Genomic DNA, 23,818 nt, shown 5'->3' with positions numbered 1-23,818 from the left:
AAGCACTATGCCGAACATGGACATAGCAAAATGCAAAAACCGATTCTCAAGAATCGGTTTTTAGTGGTCTTATACCGTTTCGACTTCGAAAACCTGCCGTAGATAGGCAAGGAAGGTATCGTTATCGGTCATGGTTTTACCTGGACTATCCGAAATTTTGGCAACGGATTGTCCATTACATTCCACCAGTTTCAACACGATATTGAGTGGTTTAATGCCCATATCATTGGTCAGATTGGTTCCAATCCCAAAGCTCACTTTAAAACGGTCTTTAAAATACTGGTGCAAATCCCATGCACGTTGCAAATCCAGCCCATCACTAAAGGTTAACATTTTGGTTTTACTGTCAATTTTTAGTTTTTGATAGTGTGCATAAGCTTTATCACCCCATTCATACGGGTCACCACTGTCATGACGCAAACCATCAAACAGTTTAGCAAAGTACAAATCGAAATCACGCAAGAAGGCATCCATCCCGACCACATCGGTCAAAGCGATGCCTAAATCACCGCGGTATTCTTGAACCCATGCTTCAAGTGCTGCTTTCTGGAAATTACGCAAACGGACATCCAATGCTTGAAACGCTTGCAAAAACTCGTGAGCCATCGTACCAATTGGCGTGATGCCCAGTTCTTTCGCCAACATCACATTACTGGTGCCACGAAACACATTCGGTGCCGTACGGTGAAACTCTTCCACAATATGCTTGTGCCATGTCAGGCTATAACGACGGCGTGTGCCAAAATCAGACACTAAAAATGGACTGTCATCTGTTTGCTGTTCGTATTGTTTTAAGAGCTGCAATTTGGCTTGTAAACGGCGCTCACCTTCAGCCAGTACTTCTTCTGAATGAACACGTTTGAAATACAATTCATTGACGATGGCCAAAACAAAGATTTCAAACATCAGGGCTTGTACCATCGGCCCTTCAATATGAATGTCGAGGCGTCCCTGATCATCAATCCCTGCACGAATAAAACGGCGTTTAAGTTGGAATAATTCTAAATAGTCGACAAAGTCACTTTTGATAAAACGTAAATCACGTAAATATTGAAGTTCATCATCCTGAAAACGCAGCTCACACAAATAATCGAGCTGCTCGTTCAAATCGTCCAAAATATCTGTCAGTGGATACACCGTATCTTCAAGATTACGGCAACGGAATTGATATACGCTATGTGTTTGTGGGAACTTATGTAACACCACCTGCAACATCGTAAATTTATATAAATCCGTATCAAGCAAGGATCGTATTATTGGTTCCATATCGGTTAGATCGTTTTTAGCTCAAGGCATTAAACCACATTTTTATCATCAACTCAGCGTGCGTTTTAGCAAACTATGATAAAAAACTCGCAAATTAGCCGCATTTTTGCCGAATTTATCGCCATGACCATTTCTGTAAAAACATTTCAAAGCCTGAAAGAAATGTTTATAGTCTCTACTTTTTACGAGTCATTCCAAGCATGCGTGCGTTATTGCAGCGGGTCAAATCGGCTAAAGTCGTTGTCGATGAAAACATTACAGGTGAAATTCAACATGGGCTTTTGGTTTTCTTAGGACTGGCCCAGCAAGATGACTTTGAAATTGGCAAAAAGCTGATCGATAAAATTTTAAAATATCGTATTTTTGATGATGAAAATGGCAAAATGGGCTGGAATGTGGCACAAGCTCAAGGCGGCATTTTACTGGTCTCACAGTTCACCCTGATGGCTCAAACCCAAAAAGGTTTGCGTCCAGACTTCGGTCCAGCCATGCCACCTGCCGCAGCCAAAGCACTTTATGAGCAACTGGTTGAATATACCAAGACCCAGTACCCTCAAGTTGAAACGGGAATTTTTGCAGCGGATATGCAAGTCCACTTGGTCAATGATGGCCCTGTGACGTTTAATCTTGAAGTGGTTTAAACATAAAAAAGCGCTCAAATCTGAGCGCTTTTTTTGATCTTATCGGCCTGTTTTCTGGCGAATAAACTGACGAACTTGTTTAACTCTAGCTTGTACTGGTTTTGGTAACTGAGGAGGCAACAAGCGTGCGACTTTATTGAACCAAACCAGCAAGCTGAAATCACCTTCCATTTTAATGGTGCCATTTTGCATGCCTGTCATAAAAGCTGAAGGTTCACCTTTCATCAAGGTTTTCACCCCTTGGTCACTGTCGGAAAATTGCAGCGTGAAATCAGCAGGTTGAGGTGCTCCTGCGACAGTATCAACTTTACCATTATTGACTAAAATCTGGCGTGAAAAACCTGCATCCGTCGCAATCTGAATACGAATTTGACGGTCATGCGATAGTTCAATAAATTTAGGTGAAGTTTTCGCAAGCTGTTTCATTCGCAGCACAATACTCACCACCAATAAATCGAGTGGATCGGTACTGAGATTGAGTAAAGGTAACTTTACGACAGGAATAGCAGAAAGATTCATGTGCATTTAGCCTATTGTCATTTTATTCATCTTTAACGCATCCTATCATAACTTGTAAAATGAATAACTAGCCTTTGTATGACAATTTTTAAGTAAAAAAAAAGGTGTATTTTTCAATACACCCGAGTTGAGTAACTTTAAATTTCAAACACTATTATTATTGTTCTTCGTCATAAACAGGCGTGTGTTCAATCAGTTGCCGATTAGCCAAGGCTTTTTCTGCAAGGCGATCTGCTCTTAACAACAGTAGCGTAATTCCCATCATCACCAAGCTAAGCGCAGTTAAATAGCTATAAGTCATCGGCCAATGGAAAATATGCTGTGCACTCAAGCGTAGGGTTTCAACAACGCCCCAAAATGCCATGCCTGCCAACATAAACCCTAACCAATGACGAAAAGGCGAGAAGAAAACAGCGATAAGCGCAATGACAATCAAGCCGATCCCCACCATACTGGCAACATTTGCTGTTAACATAAAACCTCCGTCTATCACATTCTGTGATTACAACACTGATCAATTTTAAGCATGAGATGGTTGATCTTTTACTTATTACTCAGACTACTGTGTACATGCTCATATTGGCATTATGCAAAGTTTTCTCAGAAAAAAAAGAGACTTTTTTCAGCAAAGCGACACACTTTGTCGCCAAATACCAATGTCATTACAAATCTGTTTTTCATAAAAACTGAGCGAGCAAAGGAAATATATAGTGTTGCGTGTCATTACAACGCACTGCATGGCAAATTTATGGGGAAAACCACTTTTTTATAAAAAATATTTCAGCACAAAAAATATATAAAATTTAAATAAGTCTTTAATTTGTATAAAAAAAGCACAACTTATACGTTGTGCTTTTTATTCAAAAACAATTATTTATTCTGCATTATTCATGTCTTGATCGTGCATGCCAAGCAAGTACAAAACACCATCTAGGCCAATACTTGAAATTGCATGGTTGGCATTTTTACGAACCAGCGGTTTGGCGCGGAAAGCCACCCCCAAACCTGCAATTGAAAGCATTGGTAAGTCATTTGCACCATCACCTACTGCAATCGCCTGCTCAAGAGAAATTCCCATGTCATTGGCTAAACCACGAAGCAATTCTGCTTTACGCGCACCATCCACAATTGTGCCTTTGACTTCACCCGTAACAATGCCATCTTGTACGTCCAAAATATTGGCATGCACTTCATCAATACCCAATTTGGCTTGTAAATATTCTGCAAAATACTGGAAGCCACCAGACAGAATAGCAGTTCGATAACCTAACTGTTTCAACGTTGAAATTAAACGCTGTGCACCTTCAGTAATTGTTAAACGTTCAGCGATTTTTGGCAGAACTGATGCATCAAGCCCTTTGAGTAAGGCAACACGTGCACGGAAACTTTGCTGGAAGTCGAGTTCACCTTGCATGGCGCGCTCAGTGATTTCAGCGACTTGTGCCCCTACCCCTGCTTCAAGTGCCAGCTCATCAATCACTTCTTGTCCAATCAGGGTAGAGTCCATATCAAAACAGACTAAACGGCGATTACGACGGTAAATATTGTCTTCTTGTACAGCAATATCGATATTGAGTTCGCTGGATAAATGTAAACATGCAGCACGCATGGCCTGAGCATCGAGCATTTGACCTTTCAAACCAAACTGCACACAGGCACGGCGGTGCGTTACCTCTGATGAATCTAGTGATGGACGTGCTGATAAACGTGTCACCGTTTCAATGTTAAATCCTTGATCTGAAACAATTTGAGTGACCGCCTGCAAATCTGCTGGCTTAAGTTCTGGTGCAAATGCTGTCACGATATAACGCGTCGCCCCACCTTCACTGACCCATTGATCATATTCTGCGTTGGAGATTGGTTTAAATCGCACAGTTAGGCCAATATCATGTGCTAAAATTAAAATCTCTTTCATTGCTAAAGCGGTTGCCGTCTGGTCTTCAGACGCAAATACGATGCCAAGGCTGAGTTGATTGTGAATCACTGCCTGACCAACATCTAAGATTTGCAATGAATGAGTGGACATTACCTGCATCAATCGTGTGAATTGATTTGGTCGGTCGGGTCCTAAAAATGATATAAGAATGATTTCTTGCATGGATTGACTCAGTTTGAGCTACAACTATGGTTAGAATCATAATCGAAAATGAATCGAATTGCCTTGGAAGTTTACCTTGAATGCACCTAGACAAGGGCTATTTGCTAGCCTTCTCATTGTAAGTTTTGCGTTGCAGACCTTTCTACTGGTCATTGCAACCACGCATCAGCTTAAAGAAAACCGTGCCAGCCAAGGTCAATTGTTGACCACGCAACTGGTCACGGATAGTTTGCATGAGCTTGATCCAGCAAATCGTGTGTCTTTGGCACTTCTGGTCGATCGCTACAAAACCAATCCAAGTATTGCATCTATTCGCATTCTCGATGCTTCTAATCAGGTTCTGGCAACAGACGGTTTATACAAAACACGCGAGGGTGAAGTCTTCAGTCGTGATGCCCTACTCAATGAAAAGAAAATTGGTAGTGTAGAAGTCACCTTGATTCAACCGAGTATCGGTGAAATTCTACGCAGCGAATGGCTTGCCATTTTTGCATCTCTTCTACTTCATTTTGCCTTGTGGATTGCCTATCGTGCGATCGCCCGCCCAAGCCGCAGTGAGTATTTGGCACGAGTGAACAATGAGTCACGTTTAAAACATGAAATTCAGGCACTGACTCAAGCCCTTGAACAAGAAAAACATAACAGTGCTGTCGTCATTGCCCAAGCTCAGCAACAGCCGAAGAAACAAAGCATTCCGAATCGCCTACTCAATCCAGAAAAAACAGATGTCAATCCAAATCCACATGCTTTGGCACTTAACATCCAGTTTTATGATCCAAAACAGTTACTCCGTACTGTGAGCCAATCTGTTTCTGTACCTTATTTCAATTTATGCCAGTTATTTTTGAAGAAAAGCATTGATTTATGTGTCCAGCATTATCATTTGTCACAAGCAGACATTTCCGTACAACAAAGTTTTCAGACAGATGGTGCAACCATCACCATTGATGCCGAACAACCAAAGGCTGTGGAATGCTTAATGATGGTCGGCATGGTGTTCCAGCTCCTGTCTGAAGTGCTTTATAAACGCTACCGTGAAGAAAAACGCTTTGTGTTACAAACGCGCTGTGCGATTGCCAATGCTGTCGAAGATATGCAACTCAATGCAGGACAAGCCGCTGCTCGTCTGACTCATAACCTGTCTGCCAAAGAAAGTGCACTATATTTGCAAGAACAGTACTTAAAACTGGTCAGTGACCATTTCCAACTGGTGGCATTGCCAAATCCAAGTAATGTACTGACTCGTCATGCGTTCATGATCAATGGCATGAACAGTGAATGTGCTGAACTGGCTCAGGCATTACGTACCGAGATTCTCAAGAGCAAAAAAGTCCGTCCAGAAACGACCTAAAGCCGTGTTGCATTTTTAACCTCGCGCCAAACGCGAGGTTTTTTATCATGATTTTGCCTTGACATCATCAGCTTTAGCACCATTATAGAAATACACATCAGAAAAGCTGCTGTGGATCTTGAGGGAAACATAGGCAATACTGCCTAAAAATTGCTAATATAAACAATTGCAACAATCGATCAGATTGTCGATCTAAGGTGAAGGTAGGACAGGATGGCGCTCAATACAGTTGAAGAGCTTATCGAAGATATTCGTGCTGGTAAAATGGTCATCCTCATGGATGACGAAGATCGTGAAAATGAAGGCGATTTAGTCATGGCAGCAACGCATGTGCGTGCTGAAGATATCAATTTCATGATTACCCATGCCCGAGGTCTTGTCTGTCTGACCTTGAGTAAAGAACGTTGTAAGCAATTGAATTTGCCGCTCATGGTCGATCAAAATGGTGCACAGCATGGCACCAACTTTACTTTATCGATTGAAGCGGCTGATGGTATTACTACAGGTATTTCAGCAGCAGAACGTGCGCATACCATTCGTACCGCAGTTGCAGCCGCAGCCAAACCAAGTGACATTGTACAACCTGGACATATTTTCCCGCTCATGGCGCAGCCAGGGGGTGTTTTACACCGCGCTGGACATACTGAAGCAGGTTCAGACTTGTCACGTTTAGCAGGTTTAGAGCCTGCATCGGTGATCTGCGAGATCATCAAAGAAGACGGCACCATGGCTCGTCGTCCAGATTTAGAGATATTTGCTGAAAAACATGGCTTAAAAATTGGTACAATTGCCGACTTGATTCATTACCGTATGACCAATGAACAAACGGTTGAACGTTTAAGTCAGCAAACCATTGACACTGAATATGGCCCATTGCAATTGTATCGTTATCAAGAGCACGGTAGCCCAGACATTCATTTGGCTTTGGTGAAAGGTGAGCCGAAAGAAGGCACTACCACCGTTCGTGTTCATGGTTTTAACCCAACGCGTGATTTATTAAAATTGAAAAAACAATCGGGCGAGTCTGCATGGACAATTGACCATGCACTACAAACGATTGCCAACAGTGAACGTGGCGTTCTGGTTTGGATTGGTCAAAAAAGCTTGCCTGACCTAGGCCCTGCTTTCGATGCATTAACTGCACCAACGCCAGTCAAATCCAATGCGGCATTGTCACATCAGTATCAGACCATTGGGGTCGGCGCGCAAATTTTGCGTGACTTGGGAGTGGAAAAAATGAAACTCCTCAGTTCGCCTTTACGCTTCAATGCCCTTTCTGGTTTTAACTTAGAAGTGGTGGAATATATTTCTGCCGATCAATCTTTTGGAAAATAATCGAGGTTGCTATGGCGATTCGCCGTATAGAAGGTTTATTACATCTCGCGAGCGAAGGCCGTTACGCGATTTTGGTTGCTCGTTTCAATAGCTTTGTGGTTGAACATTTGCTTGAAGGCGCAATTGACACATTAAAACGTCATGGCGTTGCAGAAGAAAATATCACAGTCATTCATGCACCGGGTGCATGGGAGCTGCCTGTTGTTGCGAAAAAATTGGCGAATTCTGCACAATTCGATGCAATTATTGCATTGGGTGCGGTGATTCGTGGTAGCACACCTCACTTTGACTTTGTTGCAGGTGAATGTGCCAAAGGTTTAGGTGTTGTTGGTTTAGAGTCTAGTCTGCCTGTCATTAACGGCGTACTCACCACTGACAGCATTGAACAAGCAATTGAACGCTCAGGCACCAAAGCGGGCAACAAAGGCAGTGAAGCTGCTTTGACTGCTATTGAAATGGTGAATTTGTTAAAGGCAATTTAATTCATGTCACAAACACAACAAGCAATTTATGCAGCAAAACGCAAAGCACGTCGTTTTGCTGTACAAGGCGTTTACGAATGGCAAATGAGCCATAACCCTGTTCATGAAATTGAAGCACGTACTCGTGCTGAAAATGCCATGCACAAAGTCGACTTAAACTACTACCACGAATTGCTTACCCAAATCGTGGCAGATCACGAAGCATTAGATGCCTTGCTGATTCCTGTACTGGATCGTGAAATTGATGCGCTTGACGGTGTTGAGCTTGCAACTTTACGTCTAGGTGCATACGAATTACGTCAGCATTTAGAGATTCCATACCGTGTTGTTTTGGATGAAGCAATTGAGCTTGCCAAACATTTCGGTGGTGCAGACAGCCACAAATACATCAATGGTGTATTGGATCGTTTAGCACAAGTGCTACGCGAAGCTGAAAAACAGCAAGACTAATTTGTTGTCGAACGCTATGGCCGAATTTTCGCTGATTGATCGCTATTTCAAAACTGCTGCATCTGCACAGGTCGACTTAGGTATTGGAGATGATTCGGCTATCGTTTCCCCACCCGTGGGGGAACAGCTGGTGATCTGCACCGATACACTGGTTGCAGGTCGCCACTTCCCACTTTCTACTTCTGCACATGCCATTGGCTGGAAAAGTGTTGCTGTCAACCTTTCCGATTTAGCCGCGATGGGTGCAACTCCTCACAGTATTCTCCTGGCACTCAGCTTGCCACAAGTCGATGACGCTTGGCTCGAAGGTTTCAGTCAAGGTCTATTTGACTGCTGTGCCCCTTACCATGTGCAATTGATTGGTGGGGATACCACACAAAGTCCGCATTTAACTATTAGTGTGACTGCATTAGGCTGGATTCCAACGGCTCAGGGCATTACCCGTTCTGGCGCACAGGTCGGTGACTATGTCGTGGTCAGTGGACAAATCGGTGATGCTGCATTTGCCTTACAGCACTTAGGGCATCCACTACAGCAACGGCTAGACTACCCAACACCTCGCTGTGAACTTGGACAAAGTTTACGAGGACTGGCATCAAGCATGATTGACATCTCTGATGGCCTCGCACAAGACTTGGGGCATATTTTAAAAGCCTCAGCTGTCGGGGCGACCTTGTATCTTGATCAGCTCCCGCTTGACCCTGCTCTACAGGTCTTAGCGCCTGAACAACGCTGGCAATATGCCCTTGCAGGCGGCGATGACTATGAGTTGTGCTTTACCATTTCCAAAGACAATTATCAGCGTCTATGTCAGTTGAACTCAACAACCCCATTCACCATCATCGGGTCGATTCAGGCTGAGTTAGGTTTAAGACTGGAAAACCAAGGGCAACCTCAATCCTTACAATTAAGCGGATATCAACACTTTGCATAAACCACCTATTAAATTCCAAGACATGTCTTGGTTTGATCGTTGCGTCGTGTTTTGTGGCGTCGGCTTAGGCTCAGGTCTAGCACCCAAAGCACCAGGCACATTTGGCTCAGCCTTTGCACTATTGTTCATTCCGATCTGGATTGCTTTGGGCTTTTATGGCTCGGTATTCGCAGTGATTGTCATGTCCCTTGTCGGTATCTGGATTTGCGGGCATACCGCCAAAGTGATTGGTGTACATGACGATGGACGGATTGTCTGGGACGAGTTTGCAGGGCAATCAATTACTTTATTGCCTTTAATCTTTTTTAATGAAATGCATATACAATGGGCGCTGATTGGCTTTGCGTTATTCCGCCTGTTTGATGTGTGGAAACCGTGGCCGATTCGTGTTGCTGACCAAAAGGTTGCAGGTGGCTTCGGTATTATGCTGGATGACATTATTGCAGGGCTTTGGGCTGCACTATGTATTACCGTATATTTAGTACTTTCAGGGGCTTAACGCCATTTAAGTAGGTTATTATGTCAACTACCGTGATTATTCTTGCTGCAGGTAAAGGCACGCGCATGCGTTCTAAATTGCCAAAAGTGTTACAACCGCTAGCAGGGCAACCTTTACTCGGTCATGTGATTCAAACTGCAAAACAACTCCAAGCTCAAAATATTATTACCATTTATGGGCATGGCGGTGATTTGGTCAAAGATGCATTCAGCCATGAACAGATTCAATGGGTGGAACAAGCTGAACAACTCGGTACAGGTCATGCTGTACAAGTCACTTTACCTGTTTTGCCGCAAGACGGTATTTCCCTGATTCTATACGGTGATGTGCCGCTTGTACGCCAGCAAACCCTAGAGCAACTGCTCGATGCCTCAAGCCAAACGGGCATTGGCATGATTACCCTCACAGTAGACAATCCAACAGGTTACGGTCGTATTGTGCGTAAAAATGGTCAAATCCAAGCCATTGTCGAGCATAAAGATGCCTCTGATGCACAGCGCCAGATTCAAGAAATTAACACAGGTATTTACTGTGTCAGTAATGCCAAATTACATGAATGGCTACCAAAACTGTCGAATAACAATGCTCAGGGCGAATATTACCTGACAGACATCGTGGCAATGGCGGTTGCTGAAGGTTTAGAAATTGCATCGATTCAACCTGAACAAGCCTTTGAAGTTGAAGGCGTGAATGACCGTATTCAACTTGCCGCTTTAGAACGTGAATTCCAAGCACAACAAGCACTAGAGTTGATGCGTCAAGGCGTGACTTTAACCGATCCCAAACGCTTCGATTTACGTGGTCAGCTCAAAGTCGGTCAAGACGTGCGTATTGACATCAATGTGATTATTGAAGGCGATTGCGAACTTGGCGATGGCGTTGAAATTGGTGCAGGCTGCGTATTGAAAAATACCAAAATTGCCGCAGGCACTAAAATTCAGCCTTATAGCATTTTCGATGGTGCGGTAGTCGGAGAAGATACTCAAATCGGCCCATTTGCCCGTTTACGTCCGGGTGCAAAACTGGCCAATGAAGTACATATCGGCAACTTTGTTGAAGTGAAAAACTCAAGTATCGGCTTAGGCTCTAAAGCCAATCACTTTACCTATTTAGGTGATGCAGAAGTCGGTGCGGGTTCAAATATCGGTGCGGGCACAATTACCTGTAACTATGATGGTGCAAATAAACACAAAACCATTATTGGTGATGCCGCATTTATTGGTTCAAATAGTTCACTGGTTGCGCCAGTCAAAATTGGCAATGGTGCAACAATTGGTGCAGGCTCGGTTATTACCCGAGATGTGGTGGACAATGCACTGGCTTTTGAACGCGCTCAACAAATTGAAAAAGCAGATTATCAACGTCCCCAAAAGACTAAGAAATAAGAGGAAAATTCTATGTGTGGTATTGTTGGTGGCGTTGCCGAACGAAATATCAGTGAAATTTTAATTGAAGGCCTCAAGCGCCTTGAATACCGTGGCTATGACTCGGCTGGCTTGGCTTTAATTAATCAAGGTCAAGTTCTACGTGAACGTCGCGTTGGTAAAGTGGTTAATCTTGAAGAAGCGGTGAAATCACATCAGGTCTCTGGGAACCTAGGCATTGCGCATACCCGTTGGGCAACTCATGGGAAACCAACCGAAACCAATGCGCATCCACATCTTTCAGGCAAAGTTGCCGTCGTGCATAACGGCATTATTGAGAACTACGCTGAACTGAAAGAAGACTTACAAGCGCTGGGTTATGTCTTCAATTCTCAAACAGACACCGAAGTGGTTGCCCATTTAGTTGCTGAAGCACTGAAAACTGAAGATTCACTTTTGGTTGCAGTACAAAGTATTGTGTCAAAACTCAAAGGTGCTTATGCACTTGGTATCGTCCATGCTGACTATCCAAATGAACTGATCACTGTCCGTGAAGGTTCTCCACTGGTGATTGGTGTGGGGATTGGTGAGAACTTTATTGGTTCTGACCAGTTGGCATTGTTGCCAATCACCAACCGTTTTATTTACCTTGAAGAAGGTGATATTGCGCGTTTAACCCGTACCAGCATTGAAATTTATGCACATGGTACACAAGCGATTCAACGCCCTGTAAAAGAGCTTGATGCAACCGTCAGCAATTCATCGAAAGGTGAATACAAGCACTACATGCTTAAAGAAATCTATGAACAGCCTGAAGCGCTGCAACAAACGATTTCTCAAGCATTGAATGGCAATGCCTTGCGTGAAGATTTCCTTGCCGATGCGGAAGTTGATTTTAACAATATCGAGCAAATTCAAATTATTGCCTGTGGTACCAGTTACCATGCAGGCATGATTGCCAAATATTGGGCAGAGCAATTGATTGATGTGCCTTGCCAAGTCGAAATTGCCAGTGAATTCCGCTACCGTTCGCCTGTGATCATCAACCGTACCTTGTATGTGTGTATTTCACAATCAGGTGAAACCGCAGATACTTTGGCAGCGCTGCGTGATACACAAAAACGTGCCGCAGCAAAAGGCTTGAACATTTCAACCATGACCATCTGTAACGTCGCAACCTCATCGATGGTTCGTGAAACAGATCATCACCTGCTCACACTTGCTGGCCCTGAAATTGGCGTAGCTTCAACCAAAGCATTTACCACGCAGTTGGCTGCTTTAATGTTGTTGTTACTTAAAATCGGTCAAGTCAAACATCGTCTATCTGCTGATAAAATTGCTAAAATTACCAGTGAGTTATGGCACTGTCCAAAAGTTGTTCTCGATACTTTACAGCATAATGCCGAAATTTTGCGTTTGTCTGAACTGTTTGTTGAAAAGCAACACTGCCTGTTCTTGGGTCGTGGTACACACTTCCCGATTGCATTAGAAGGTGCGTTGAAACTCAAAGAAATTTCTTACATTCATGCAGAAGGTTATGCAGCGGGTGAACTCAAGCATGGCCCATTGGCACTGGTTGACAATGACATGCCTGTTGTCATTCTTGCGCCACAAGATGACATGCTCGATAAACTCAAATCGAACATGGAAGAAGTGCAAGCGCGTGGTGGTGAATTGTTTGTCTTTGCCGATGAGCAAAGTGGCATCAATGAAAAAGACCGTCAACATGTGGTAAAAATTCCAAGCGTGAATGAATGGCTTGCGCCAATCGTCTACAGCGTGCCTGTACAGTTGTTGTCTTACCATGTTGCGGTACTGCGCGGTACCGATGTGGATCAGCCACGTAACTTGGCAAAATCGGTGACGGTGGAATAACCATTCCCCATTTACACAAGTGTATGAAGGTTGAATGCCCTTCATACACTGTTATTTTGCCTAAACCTATCACTTAATATGATTATAACAAATCATTTCAATTTTCATAAATAAAAAAAAGTATAAGTAAAGATCAACGTTTGTATTTCATTAAGAAAAGTTTTAGATTCTCTTTAAAAATAACATAATTTTTAATTGAAAATTAAAGTGATCAATAAGGATATAAGATCAATGCTTAAGGTGCGATATTTTAAATATATCAACTTGACCCTAGCTTTAAGTAGCTGCTTCAGCGTGATGAATTGCACCTATGCAGAAGACTCTTCTTGGAAAAATTTTAGTGCTAAAGACCTTATTCGACCTAGACCCGATGACTCATATAAAACGATTAATCTCGCTAATTTATCCAAGTTTAACGTTACGGCTCCAAATACACCTTTACCTATTGTAGGCCAACCAGAGACTGTTACATCTGGTTTTTCAGCAACTAACCGTATGGATATTTCACCTCTTAGAAATGGTGAAGATCAAAGCCTTGATTTGAATCAAGCTGTGTTGCTTGCAATTCAGCGTAACCCAACCATACGTCAAAGTATTGCCGAACTTTCACAGCAAAGTGCCAGTATTGATGTTGCCAGAGCGAGCTACTACCCTTCAATCTCTGCTGGAATGGAAACAGGTGACCTCACTTCAGCGAATAAAGGTGAGCAGGTTTATACGATCAAGGCCACCCAGATGCTTTACGATTTTGGTCAGGTCAAAGCCAGTGTCGATATTGAAAAAGCCAAGCTCGTTGCCGAACAAGCCAATGTTCTGGTTGCAGTCGATGAAATTGCCACAGATACATCCCGTGATGTTCTTGCTATACGCTACTACCGTAACTTGGTGAATATTGCACAACAACAAATTAAGGGCATGCAGCGCCTTTACAATATCGCTTTATTACGGGCAAATGCAGGCATCAGTAGTCGAGCCGATCCTGTACAGGCACAAAGCTATGTGGCTTATGCACAGTCATACTTAATTACTCAGCAAAGCAGCCTGCGGCAAACCGAACAAAAACTCAGAACACTATTGGGTTTTGATGTCAGTCAAATGAAGTTTACGGTTTCCTCTGATTTAGTTACACAGTCTGGTTTATATCGTCCGATTCAGTTCAATAACATTCCACAAATGATTGCTGCAAAAGCAGAAATCGATGTTTCTTCAGCACAAAAGGAGCAAACCAGAAAAAGTATTTATCCCAAAATTTCACTGGTTGGCTCTGTCAGTCATGCCATTAACGGAATTAACCCTGATTCAGGGAAGCGAAATGGCACAGATCCTGCTGTCTATCTTTCAGTGAGCAGTACATTTTATCAAGGAGGACAAGTTCAAGCCCAGCTCAATGCTGCCAATTATGCCGAACAGGCAGCGCAAGCTAAACTGGATTCAACCTATTTAGATGTACTCAACACCACACGTACAGCACAAGAGCTGATCGAGAATACGCAACGCCAGATTGATATATTAATTCAACGGGAAAAAATCACCCACCAGACACGCGAACTTTATGAAGACCAATACAAATTGGGTACGCGTTCAATTTTAGATTTACTCAGTGCAGAACAGTCTTATCAGAGTGCACGAATAGAAAAAGAACAAGCCATATATACAATTTACGACACCATTGCTCAATATATTAGTACAACAGGAAAATCGAGAGATGTTTACCAGATTAATAATAAAAATATTCAAGGAGTTGAATTACAACAATGACCCAAGATTTCAATGCGCAACAATGGTTACAGGCACTCCTTCTGGTTGCTCGGTATTACCGTATTGAAACAGCTGAAGAAAGCATCAAGCTAAAATTACAATGGAGCAAATTAGACAATAAAAATCAATTAATTGAATTACTCAGCAGATATTTAGGCCTGAGCTCAAAACAATTTAAATTTTCCGTCAAGGAGTTGAACCCGTGGTTACTCCCTTTGGTTGTAGAACTGGACGACCAGCAAATTGCAGTCATTGAGAAACTAGATGCTCAAGGCTATGCATGCCTACATTTTAGTGGTGACCATGGTCTGGCGCAGAATATTCACATTGAAGAACTACAAAAAAAAGCGGTCATGCTGTATGCATTTCGCCCTGAAGTCTCAACCCCAGACCTCAGGGTAGATGAATACATCAAACCCTATGAAAAAAACTGGTTCTGGCAAATTCTGTTTGCAGACTGGAAACGCTATATCGACATTATGCTGGCATCCCTGATTACCAATGTGCTGGCTCTTGCGACAATTGTGTTTTCAATGAATGTGTATGACCGTGTCATTCCTGCCCAATCCTTTCCAACACTTTGGGTATTGGCCAGTGGTGTACTGATTGCCGCAGTTTTTGAACTACTTTTGAGAATGTGTCGGGTATATGTTTCAGATACGATTGGTAAACGTGCAGATTTGCGCCTTTCAGATCGGGTCTATGGACACGCCCTGCGGATTCAGAATAAAGAGCGCCCGAAATCAACTGGTTCATTTATTTCTCAAATTCGTGAGCTTGATGGCGTTCGTGAACTGGTCACCTCAACCACTCTGGGTGCCGTTGCAGACTTACCGTTTTTCTTTTTCTTTCTGGCCATTCTCTGGATTATTGGTGGACAAATCTTTTGGGTACTACTGGTCGTTGTTCCACTCATGCTGATTCCTGCAATTTTGGTTCAGAGTAAACTGCGCCAGCTCGCAACTGAAGGTATGCGAGAAAGTTCCATTCGAAATGCCATGCTGGTTGAATCTGTCCAAAACATAGAAGATATCAAGCTGCTTCGTGCGGAATCCCGCTTTCAGAACCAGTGGAACCATATCAATGAAATTTCTGCTGAAATCAGTATGCGGCAACGCAAAATCACAGGGTTTCTGAACTCTTGGACAATGAAGGTTCAAAATCTCACTTATGTTGCCGTGATTCTGGTGGGTTGTTTTGCCGTGATCAATGGCGATATGACCACAGGGGCTTTGGTGGCCTGCTCGATTTTATCCTCAAGAATGCTGGCCCCGATCTCGAATTTAACAGGCATATTACTGCGCTGGCAAAATGCCAAGGTAGCCAAGCAAGGTCTAGATGAACTCATGAAGAAACCTGTGGATCATCCTGAAAAAAGTCAGCTGATTCATAAACCTGCATTAATTGGTCACTATGAGTTTAAATCTGCCGTTTTTAAATACAATGAAGATGCTACAGAACCTACCCTTGCGATTAAACAACTGGAAATTCGTGCAGGTGAAAAAATTGCCGTTTTAGGGCGCAATGGTGCTGGCAAGTCCTCTCTGCTGCAATTACTGGCAGGCATGCAGTTTTTGCAACAGGGAAGTCTGACTCTTGATGGTGTCGATATCCGTCTACTCAGCCCAGATGATGTTCGCCGAGATATGGGCTTGCTGAACCAGCATGCACAATTGTTTTACGGCACAATTCGGGAAAATCTCACATTGGGCGCACCTTTGGTCTCTGATGAAGATATTATTAGGGCACTCCACATGACTCATGCACTTGAAATCGTGATGCAAAAAAAAGAAGGCTTAGATCATGTTATTTTAGAAGGTGGTATCGGCTTTTCAGGTGGGCAAAAACAAGCGTTGCTACTGGCTCGGCTGATCTTAAGAAATCCAAATATTGTTTTACTAGATGAACCGACTGCTGCGATTGATGATGTTTCAGAAAAAATTCTGATTGATCAACTGAAGGGTTGGTTGTCTCATAAAACGCTTGTCATCGCGACACATCGACACTCGGTTCTACAGCTTGTTGATCGGGTGATTGTGATGCATGAAGGTAAAATTGCCAAAGATATTCCCCGTGAACAGCTTTTTCATTCAGACAAAAAAGAATTTGTATAACCCATGACAGAACACAACAGTAATGAGATGCAACCCGTCAGTGCCCAAGAGCGTATGGATCCTCGGCTTGGACAGCATGGCTTCTCCTACCGAGAACCGCCTTTGCCTCGCGCCTCAATCACCATCTGGATACTGACGGCATTTCTCATTGTGTTTATTGCTTGGGCCTCCTATTTCCAGCTTGAAGAAGTTTCAACAGGGACAGGAAAAGTGATTCCATCTTCCAAAGATCAGGTGATCCAGTCTTTAGATGGTGGTGTTGTTACCAAACTCGATGTAAAAGAAGGTGATATCGTAAAAAAAGGCCAGATTTTGGCACAAATTGATCCGACTCGGTTTGAGTCACAGGTGGGGGAAAGCCGCTCGAAGTTGCTTGCTGCTCAAGCCAAAGCCGCACGACTCAGTGCTGAAGTAAATGGAACCAAACTGACCTTCCCCAAAGATGTTCAGGCCCACCCTAATTTAGTTCGAGAAGAAACCGCTTTATATCAAACTCGACGAGAAGACCTCACTCAAACCATTGCTGGCTTAACACAAGCCATGCAACTCTCACAAAGCCAGCTTGCTATGACAGAACCGCTGGTTGCCAAAGGTGCCGCATCGGCTGTTGAAGTCCTGAAATTAAAACAAGATATTAATAACTTTCAGAGCCAGCTCAATGACAAACGCAATGAGTACTATGTCAAAGCCCGTGAAGATCTGGCCCAAGCCAATGCTGATGCACAATCTCTACAACAGGTCATTAATGGTCGTGATGATGCAGTCAAACGCTCTATTTTCAGAGCTCCGATGCGTGGAATTGTCAAAGAACTCGATGTCACCACCATTGGCGGTGTAGTCGCTCAAAATGGCAAGCTCATGACTCTTGTACCCCTCGATGAACAGCTCCTGATTGAGGCGCGTATTTCGCCACGAGATATTGCGTTTATTCACCCTGGACAGCGTGCCTTGGTCAAAATTACGGCCTATGACTACTCCATTTATGGTGGTTTAGAAGGAAAAGTAACGGTGATTTCCCCTGATACCATCCGCGATGAAGTCAAACAAGATCAGTTTTATTATCGGGTTTATATCCGCACCAATACCGATAAACTCATCAATAAAGCAGGTGCGCAATTTGCGATTACGCCAGGTATGGTGGCTACAGTCGACATTCAAACAGGTGAAAAAACCGTACTTGAGTATTTACTGAAACCATTTAATAAAGCTAAAGAAGCACTCAGAGAAAGATAACGTCTCAAAAAAAAGACCACGTTTAAGGTGGTCTTTTTTTATTATTTAGGCATCGAGCAAAATATTCTTCCAACGCTTCGACACTGAGTCTTCTGTAAAGTGATCAACAGATTCATAAGCACAATCCGACATTGCCTGAAGCCGTTCCTGATCATCAATCACAGAGCGGATCTTATTGGCCATCATCTTGTAGTCCCGATGTGGAATAAGAAAACCATTTTTCTCATTCTGAATCATACTGGCAGGGCCATAAGGAACATCATAAGAAATGGCAGGTACGCCATAACTTAGACTTTCCAAAATCGCCAAAGAGAACCCTTCACAACGACTGGTTAACAGTGAAAAAACAGCATCTTGATAAGCGACAGCAATATCATCGGTGTAACCATGTAAAATGACATGCTCATTCAGACTGAGTTCATTAATTTTTTCAATAATTTTGGTCTTTTCACCACCATCTCCATAAATATACAACTGCACTTCAGGATGAGTTCTGACCAACTCATTCATCATCAGTACCATATCGAGAATCTGTTTTTCTGGGGCAAGACGAGACAATGCCACCAGTTTCTTTTTATTTCGAGCAGAAAAATCAGGTTTTGGTGGGAGAATATCTATCGTATGTGGAATCGTTACAATATTATCTTTATTTTGAAAACGCTTTAATATGTCCTCTTTCTGATGATCTGTCAGAGTAATAATATGGTCGATTTTAAATTCATCTTCTAAAACTGGTTTAAAATTAGAATTTAGTCGGCCTGATAAAATATTATCTTCCATTTCGACCAAATGACTACTATGCATAATTGATACAGTTAAGTGCCCTGTTTGTTTATGGAAATTTTTTAAAGCAATATTCCATGCAGGATTACGATCAATTACAAAAAAATTTGGAGATTCCTCATCAATAATCTCATTTAACCAGTAGTCGACAAGCTCTGCTTCATTTAGAAATACATCCTGAATCGAACCATCTTTATTATAAACCACGATTTTAAGGAGTTTATTTGTTTCATCAAAATAACGCTGCAAAGCCAAATGACCATCGAGATGAATGAGATCCTCAATCAGGACACGACCTTTCTCATCAAGCTCTTGTATCGCAAATAAGCGTCCCTGATTATCAAATTTTTCTCTTTTTATAACTTTGTTATTAAATATATTATTAATAAAAACAAGTTGTTTTTTTTGTTCATCTTTCCAGACAACATACTTATAAAACTGCTTGTTTACTTTAGACACAAAACGCTGATGCGCCGCATTTGCTTCAATATCTTCAACATCATAATTTTTTTGATCGAGACCATGATTTAAATCGATTTTTATCGCATTTAAATAAGCCCCTCTTAAATACTCATAAACGTTAAAAACATCGCAAGAATATGGCATCCATCCTATTTCTTTTAGCTTATTAACATTATCTTCTAAATTTATATTAAATCGACTCGTGAGAAATATTGGACTAACACCAAAATAATTTTTAAATAATCGTGCTCTTTTTAGCGCTGCACGCTCTACACCTGTAAGCTGAACTCCAAAATCCAAGTTACAAAAATAGTAGTTTTTATATTTAAACATCCAAATTCCTCTTTAATTTATTCTAATCAATGGGTTTTATCATGATTTCAATATACTTGATTTGATATCATATAAAAAGAGGATCCGAAGACCCTCTTTTTTAAGTTTTGTATTAATATAAAAGTTGGTTGTTATTTAACAAGTCATCCAACGTGGTGTTGGTATCTTTCAAGGTAATTAATTCGGTTGACGTATACGTCGTCCCTGCTGTTCCATCCCGATCAATACTCACTACAGTATCCGTTGTACCATCGGTATTTGTTACTGTACTTACGCTAATGTAGTTACCAATATAATTGGCATCTGTTGAGGTTGTGCTATAGGTTGTTGAACTATCTAACAAATCTGTAACATCAATTTTGTCTCCTGTTGAACCCAACTGGAAATCTGTCCAAGTATCTGTACCATTGCCTCCTGTGGCATCGGCACTATTCAGCAAATGATAAACCAGCGTATCGGCACCTTCTCCCAAAGTAAACGTATCATCGTAGGCTGTGCTTTGAACGGTATCTGCAGCCGTAGTCCCTGTGATGTTCAAGTCCAGATTGATGGTCAAGCTTGCATCGGAAGTATGACCGTCTATATCGGTTAAGGTATATGAGAACGACTCTTTAGAGGTAATGGTCGATAGGTCTATTCCTGAATCGAGCGTGTAGCTATATGACCCATCAGCGGCAATAGTTAATGTGCCGTATTTACCTTCCAACTCTACTGTACTCGTTGAGACTGTTGTTCCTGAACTATCGGTAATATCTCCATCTTGGTACAAGGTATAAGACGCGGTGTTATCTGCACTATGCACGGTAATCGTGGTAAACGATGAACCAAGCGTGTCACTGACCGAAGCCGAATCTGTACCGTCGAGAATATTCCCCGTTACAGTTTCTGTCGCAGTCACAAAACTATCGAGGTCATAGACTTCATGGGTAATTGTCGTTGTAACTGTACCTGTCAAACTTATTCCTGTATCAGATTCAACCGTAACGATGTAATTACCTGCTGCTAAGCCAGAAATTACCACCGTATTACCATTAGTCAAAATCCCCACTACATCGAGAAGACTACCTGCACTGGTTGAAGCAACTACAGCTCCAGTAGAAGCATCTGTCACTGTTACAACTGTATTGCCACCCACGGATACACTTTGACTAGATGCTACTGTGACTGTAACGGTCTCAACAGTACCCGATGCCACTGTAAAAGAAGATGTCCCAGATGTCTCACCACCCAGACCACTAAGTAGCCATGAATAACTAATAGTATCTGTTACACCTGCTGTTTCTGCATTGGAAGCATCAGCACTCAGGTCAGCGGTGTCAGCAACCGCAACAGAATCTGCGGAGTAAGCCGTTGGGTCAATATAGATATCCAAAGTGGCTGTAGAGGTTGTTGCGCCACTTGAGATGGTATAGGTGAAAGTCTCTGTTTGACCTAGACCTGAAGTCGAGTCATTTAATGTATAGGTATATGTACCATCAGCGGCGATCACCAAGGTACCATACTGTCCGTTAATAGTGGTTGTACCTGTACTTGCCACGTCAGTGGTCACTGAACTTGAGTTTTCAACCTCAGTCACAACCGTATTGGCATCTACAGTATCTGTTCCTGCTGTGGCATCGGTATCAGTGAGCACATTACCCGACGTACTGCCCGAAACAGCACTCACCTCGGTATAGTCTATATCTGTGACTGTTGCATCGAGTGTCAATGTTGGAAGAACACTTAAAGATACCCCCGTTACCTCCATCGTTACACGATAAGTTCCTTCGTCTAAACCAGAGGCTGAGAAGGTTACCGTGTTGCCACTAATCAGCAGATCTACTCCCAGTAAAGAAGTTCCAGTTGCAGAAGAAGCAACTGCTGTCCATGTCCCAGTTGTCTCGTCGTAGACTTCCAAAGTGACTGTGGTATTTCCGAGTAGCGTCAAACCTACGACACTACTCAAAGTCAAGGTTCCACTAACATCCGCAGTATGGTTTGCATCAACAACCAATGCATTATTAGCACTTGTACTATAGCTAAGCACTCCGAGAGTCAATAGTGATGTTGATGAACTATTCCAACTGCTTGTGGTTTCTGTACCATCAACGGTTGCATCCAAGGTGACATGATTATCTTCGGCATGAATCGCCAAGGCTTCAGATAGCGATTCTGATGCAGATTCAGATAATGACTCAGAGGCAGATTCAGATAACGATGCAGATTCAGATGCCGACTCTGATGCTGATTCAGAGAGTGATGCCGATTCGGACAAGGATTCAGAAAGTGATGCCGACTCTGAAAGTGATTCAGATTCAGAGGCTGATAATGATTCAGACAAAGACTCAGATGCTGATTCAGAAAGTGATGCTGATTCGGATAAAGACTCAGACAAGGACTCCGATGCTGATAATGACGCTGATTCAGAGAGCGATGCAGATTCAGATGCCGACTCAGATGCTGATTCAGAAAGTGATGCTGACTCAGAGGCTGACTCTGACAATGACGCCGACTCTGAAAGGGACTCAGATGCAGAAGCCGATAATGATTCAGACAATGACTCGGAAGCTGACAGTGACTCTGACTCAGAAGCGGATAAGGACTCAGATGTCGATTCAGAAGCTGACTCTGACAATGATGCTGATTCAGAAGCTGACTCTGATAATGATGCTGAATCTGAAAGAGACTCAGACGCAGATGCCGATAATGATTCAGACAATGACTCGGAAGCTGACAGTGACTCTGACTCAGAAGCCGATAAGGACTCAGAAGTCGATTCAGAAGCTGATTCAGAAAGTGATGCTGACTCAGAGGCTGACTCTGACAATGATGCCGACTCTGAAAGGGACTCAGATGCAGAAGCCGATAAAGACTCAGACAATGACTCGGAAGCTGACAGTGACTCTGACTCAGAAGCCGATAAGGACTCAGAAGTCGATTCAGAAGCTGACAGTGATTCGGACTCAGAGGCTGAAAGGGATTCTGATAAGGACTCAGAGGCTGATAAGGACTCAGAGGCTGATTCAGATAGAGATTCTGACAAAGACTCAGAAGCTGATTCAGAAGCTGATTCAGAAAGTGATAAAGAGTCTGATAAGGACTCAGAGGCTGATAAGGACTCAGACTCAGAGGCTGATAAGGACTCAGATAATGACTCAGAAGCAGAGAGAGAGTCCGAAGCAGATTCAGATAACGACTCAGATAATGACTCAGACGCTGAAATTGACTCAGAGGCTGAATCAGATAAAGATTCTGACAATGACTCAGACGCTGAAATTGACTCAGATGCAGAGACTGAAAGAGATTCAGACAAAGATTCAGAGGCTGAAAGAGATTCAGATTCAGAGATCGACAACGACTCAGATAAAGATGCTGAATCTGATCCAGATGCTGAATCTGATGCCGATAGCGACTCAGACTCAGAGACAGAAAGGGATTCAGACAATGATTCAGAAGCTGAATCTGACAATGAGGCCGACTCTGATAAGGACTCTGATAGCGACTCAGAAGCTGAATCAGAAAGCGATGCTGACTCCGACAATGACTCTGATAGCGACTCAGAAGCTGAGTCAGAAAGCGATGCTGACTCTGATAACGACTCTGATAGCGACTCAGAAGCTGAGTCAGAAAGCGATGCTGACTCTGACAATGACTCGGATAAAGATTCTGAGGCTGACAAAGATTCAGATTCAGAAGTAGATAGCGATTCTGACAAAGATTCAGAGGCTGAAAGTGATGCAGACTCAGACGTAGATAACGACTCAGATAAGGATTCAGAGGCTGAAAGTGATGCAGACTCAGAGGCTGACGATGACTCAGAAGTTGACTCAGACGAAGAATCTGATCCCGATGCCGAAGCAGATAACGACTCAGACAAAGACTCTGATGCAGATTGCGATTCGGATTCAGAGGCCGATAAAGATTCTGACAAGGATTCAGAAGCTGATAGCGATTCAGAGGCTGATGTAGATAAAGATTCTGAGACTGATTCAGAAGCTGAAAGTGATGCAGATTCAGAGGCCGATAACGACTCGGATAAGGACTCAGAGGCTGACAGTGATCCAGACTCAGAAACAGATAATGATTCAGATAAAGATTCAGAGGCCGACAGCGACTCAGAAGCCGATTCTGACAAGGATTCTGACAAGGATTCAGAGGCCGAAAGCGACGCTGACTCAGAAGCAGATAAAGATTCAGAAACAGACTCAGAAGCTGAAAGTGATGCCGATTCAGAAGCAGATAAAGATTCAGAAACAGACTCTGAAGCTGAAAGAGACGCCGACTCAGAAGCAGATAAAGACTCAGACAAGGACTCAGAGGCTGAAGCAGACTCAGATTCAGA

The 23,818-nt window shown here is 42.8% G+C and carries 18 protein-coding genes; 12 read left to right on the top strand and 6 right to left on the bottom strand.

Going from position 1 to position 23,818, the window contains the following annotated elements:
• Nucleotides 1–69: 69 nt before the first annotated feature.
• Nucleotides 70–1,266 carry a nicotinate phosphoribosyltransferase gene (gene pncB / locus C1A47_RS16765; protein ID WP_111896167.1) on the bottom strand — a complete coding sequence of 399 codons (1,197 nt, stop codon included), beginning with the start codon at nt 1,264–1,266 and terminating at the stop codon, nt 70–72.
• A 200-nt stretch (nt 1,267–1,466) separates the two neighbouring features.
• On the opposite strand from pncB, the gene dtd reads away from it, so the two are divergent.
• Nucleotides 1,467–1,907, top strand: a complete 441-nt coding sequence (dtd, locus tag C1A47_RS16760; RefSeq protein ID WP_111896166.1) for a D-aminoacyl-tRNA deacylase — start codon at nt 1,467–1,469, stop codon at nt 1,905–1,907.
• A gap of 39 nt (nt 1,908–1,946) precedes the next feature.
• On the opposite strand, the gene C1A47_RS16755 is transcribed toward dtd, so the two are convergent.
• The 3 genes from C1A47_RS16755 to serB form a co-directional block, all read right to left on the bottom strand.
• Nucleotides 1,947–2,426 carry an SCP2 sterol-binding domain-containing protein gene (locus tag C1A47_RS16755; protein WP_111896165.1) on the bottom strand — a complete coding sequence of 160 codons (480 nt, stop codon included), beginning with the start codon at nt 2,424–2,426 and terminating at the stop codon, nt 1,947–1,949.
• A 157-nt stretch (nt 2,427–2,583) separates the two neighbouring features.
• Nucleotides 2,584–2,901, bottom strand: a complete 318-nt coding sequence (gene aciT, locus C1A47_RS16750; protein WP_111896164.1) for an AciT family ciprofloxacin tolerance protein — start codon at nt 2,899–2,901, stop codon at nt 2,584–2,586.
• Nucleotides 2,902–3,300: 399 nt separating this feature from the next.
• Nucleotides 3,301–4,524 (bottom strand): phosphoserine phosphatase SerB, encoded by a 1,224-nt coding sequence (gene serB / locus C1A47_RS16745; protein WP_111896163.1) that lies wholly within the window; start codon nt 4,522–4,524, stop codon nt 3,301–3,303.
• Between the two features lie 76 nt (nt 4,525–4,600).
• Between serB and C1A47_RS16740 the strand changes: the two genes are divergently transcribed.
• From C1A47_RS16740 to C1A47_RS16690, 11 genes are all read left to right on the top strand, one after another.
• On the top strand, nt 4,601–5,875 hold the full coding sequence (locus C1A47_RS16740) for a hypothetical protein (protein ID WP_111896162.1): 1,275 nt from the start codon (nt 4,601–4,603) through the stop codon (nt 5,873–5,875).
• A 213-nt stretch (nt 5,876–6,088) separates the two neighbouring features.
• On the top strand, nt 6,089–7,210 hold the full coding sequence (gene ribBA / locus C1A47_RS16735) for a bifunctional 3,4-dihydroxy-2-butanone-4-phosphate synthase/GTP cyclohydrolase II (RefSeq protein ID WP_111896161.1): 1,122 nt from the start codon (nt 6,089–6,091) through the stop codon (nt 7,208–7,210).
• Nucleotides 7,211–7,221: 11 nt separating this feature from the next.
• Nucleotides 7,222–7,692: a 6,7-dimethyl-8-ribityllumazine synthase gene (gene ribE, locus C1A47_RS16730; protein ID WP_004750191.1), complete on the top strand. Its 471-nt coding sequence runs from the start codon at nt 7,222–7,224 to the stop codon at nt 7,690–7,692.
• A gap of 3 nt (nt 7,693–7,695) precedes the next feature.
• Complete coding sequence (gene nusB / locus C1A47_RS16725) at nt 7,696–8,142, top strand: transcription antitermination factor NusB (protein WP_111896160.1); 447 nt, start codon at nt 7,696–7,698, stop codon at nt 8,140–8,142.
• Nucleotides 8,143–8,158: 16 nt separating this feature from the next.
• Nucleotides 8,159–9,076: a thiamine-phosphate kinase gene (gene thiL / locus C1A47_RS16720; RefSeq protein ID WP_111896159.1), complete on the top strand. Its 918-nt coding sequence runs from the start codon at nt 8,159–8,161 to the stop codon at nt 9,074–9,076.
• Nucleotides 9,077–9,098: 22 nt separating this feature from the next.
• Nucleotides 9,099–9,575 carry a phosphatidylglycerophosphatase A gene (locus C1A47_RS16715; protein ID WP_111896158.1) on the top strand — a complete coding sequence of 159 codons (477 nt, stop codon included), beginning with the start codon at nt 9,099–9,101 and terminating at the stop codon, nt 9,573–9,575.
• Nucleotides 9,576–9,595: 20 nt separating this feature from the next.
• Complete coding sequence (gene glmU, locus C1A47_RS16710) at nt 9,596–10,960, top strand: bifunctional UDP-N-acetylglucosamine diphosphorylase/glucosamine-1-phosphate N-acetyltransferase GlmU (RefSeq protein ID WP_111896157.1); 1,365 nt, start codon at nt 9,596–9,598, stop codon at nt 10,958–10,960.
• A gap of 12 nt (nt 10,961–10,972) precedes the next feature.
• Entirely contained in the window at nt 10,973–12,814 is a 1,842-nt protein-coding gene (gene glmS / locus C1A47_RS16705; RefSeq protein WP_111896156.1) for a glutamine--fructose-6-phosphate transaminase (isomerizing), read from the top strand.
• Between the two features lie 297 nt (nt 12,815–13,111).
• The gene (locus C1A47_RS16700; protein ID WP_227539808.1) at nt 13,112–14,572 is read left to right on the top strand and encodes a TolC family protein; all 1,461 of its coding nucleotides are present in this window, start codon (nt 13,112–13,114) and stop codon (nt 14,570–14,572) included.
• On the top strand, nt 14,569–16,686 hold the full coding sequence (locus C1A47_RS16695) for a type I secretion system permease/ATPase (RefSeq protein WP_111896154.1): 2,118 nt from the start codon (nt 14,569–14,571) through the stop codon (nt 16,684–16,686). Before C1A47_RS16700 ends, C1A47_RS16695 begins: the two co-directional genes overlap by 4 nt.
• Before the next feature lie 54 nt (nt 16,687–16,740).
• Nucleotides 16,741–17,919 (top strand): HlyD family type I secretion periplasmic adaptor subunit, encoded by a 1,179-nt coding sequence (locus C1A47_RS16690; protein WP_171294412.1) that lies wholly within the window; start codon nt 16,741–16,743, stop codon nt 17,917–17,919.
• Nucleotides 17,920–17,964: 45 nt separating this feature from the next.
• Here the strand turns inward: C1A47_RS16690 and C1A47_RS16685 are convergent, their stop codons facing one another.
• Nucleotides 17,965–19,497: a glycosyltransferase gene (locus C1A47_RS16685; protein ID WP_111896152.1), complete on the bottom strand. Its 1,533-nt coding sequence runs from the start codon at nt 19,495–19,497 to the stop codon at nt 17,965–17,967.
• A gap of 112 nt (nt 19,498–19,609) precedes the next feature.
• Nucleotides 19,610–23,818 (bottom strand): beta strand repeat-containing protein (locus C1A47_RS18000; protein WP_162625978.1); only part of this gene is annotated, 4,209 nt, incomplete at its 5' end.

The organism is Acinetobacter sp. MB5 (genome assembly GCF_003261585.1).
In the GTDB taxonomy this organism is placed as follows: Bacteria; Pseudomonadota; Gammaproteobacteria; order Pseudomonadales; family Moraxellaceae; genus Acinetobacter.
This window is presented reverse-complemented; position numbering and strand designations above follow the sequence as displayed.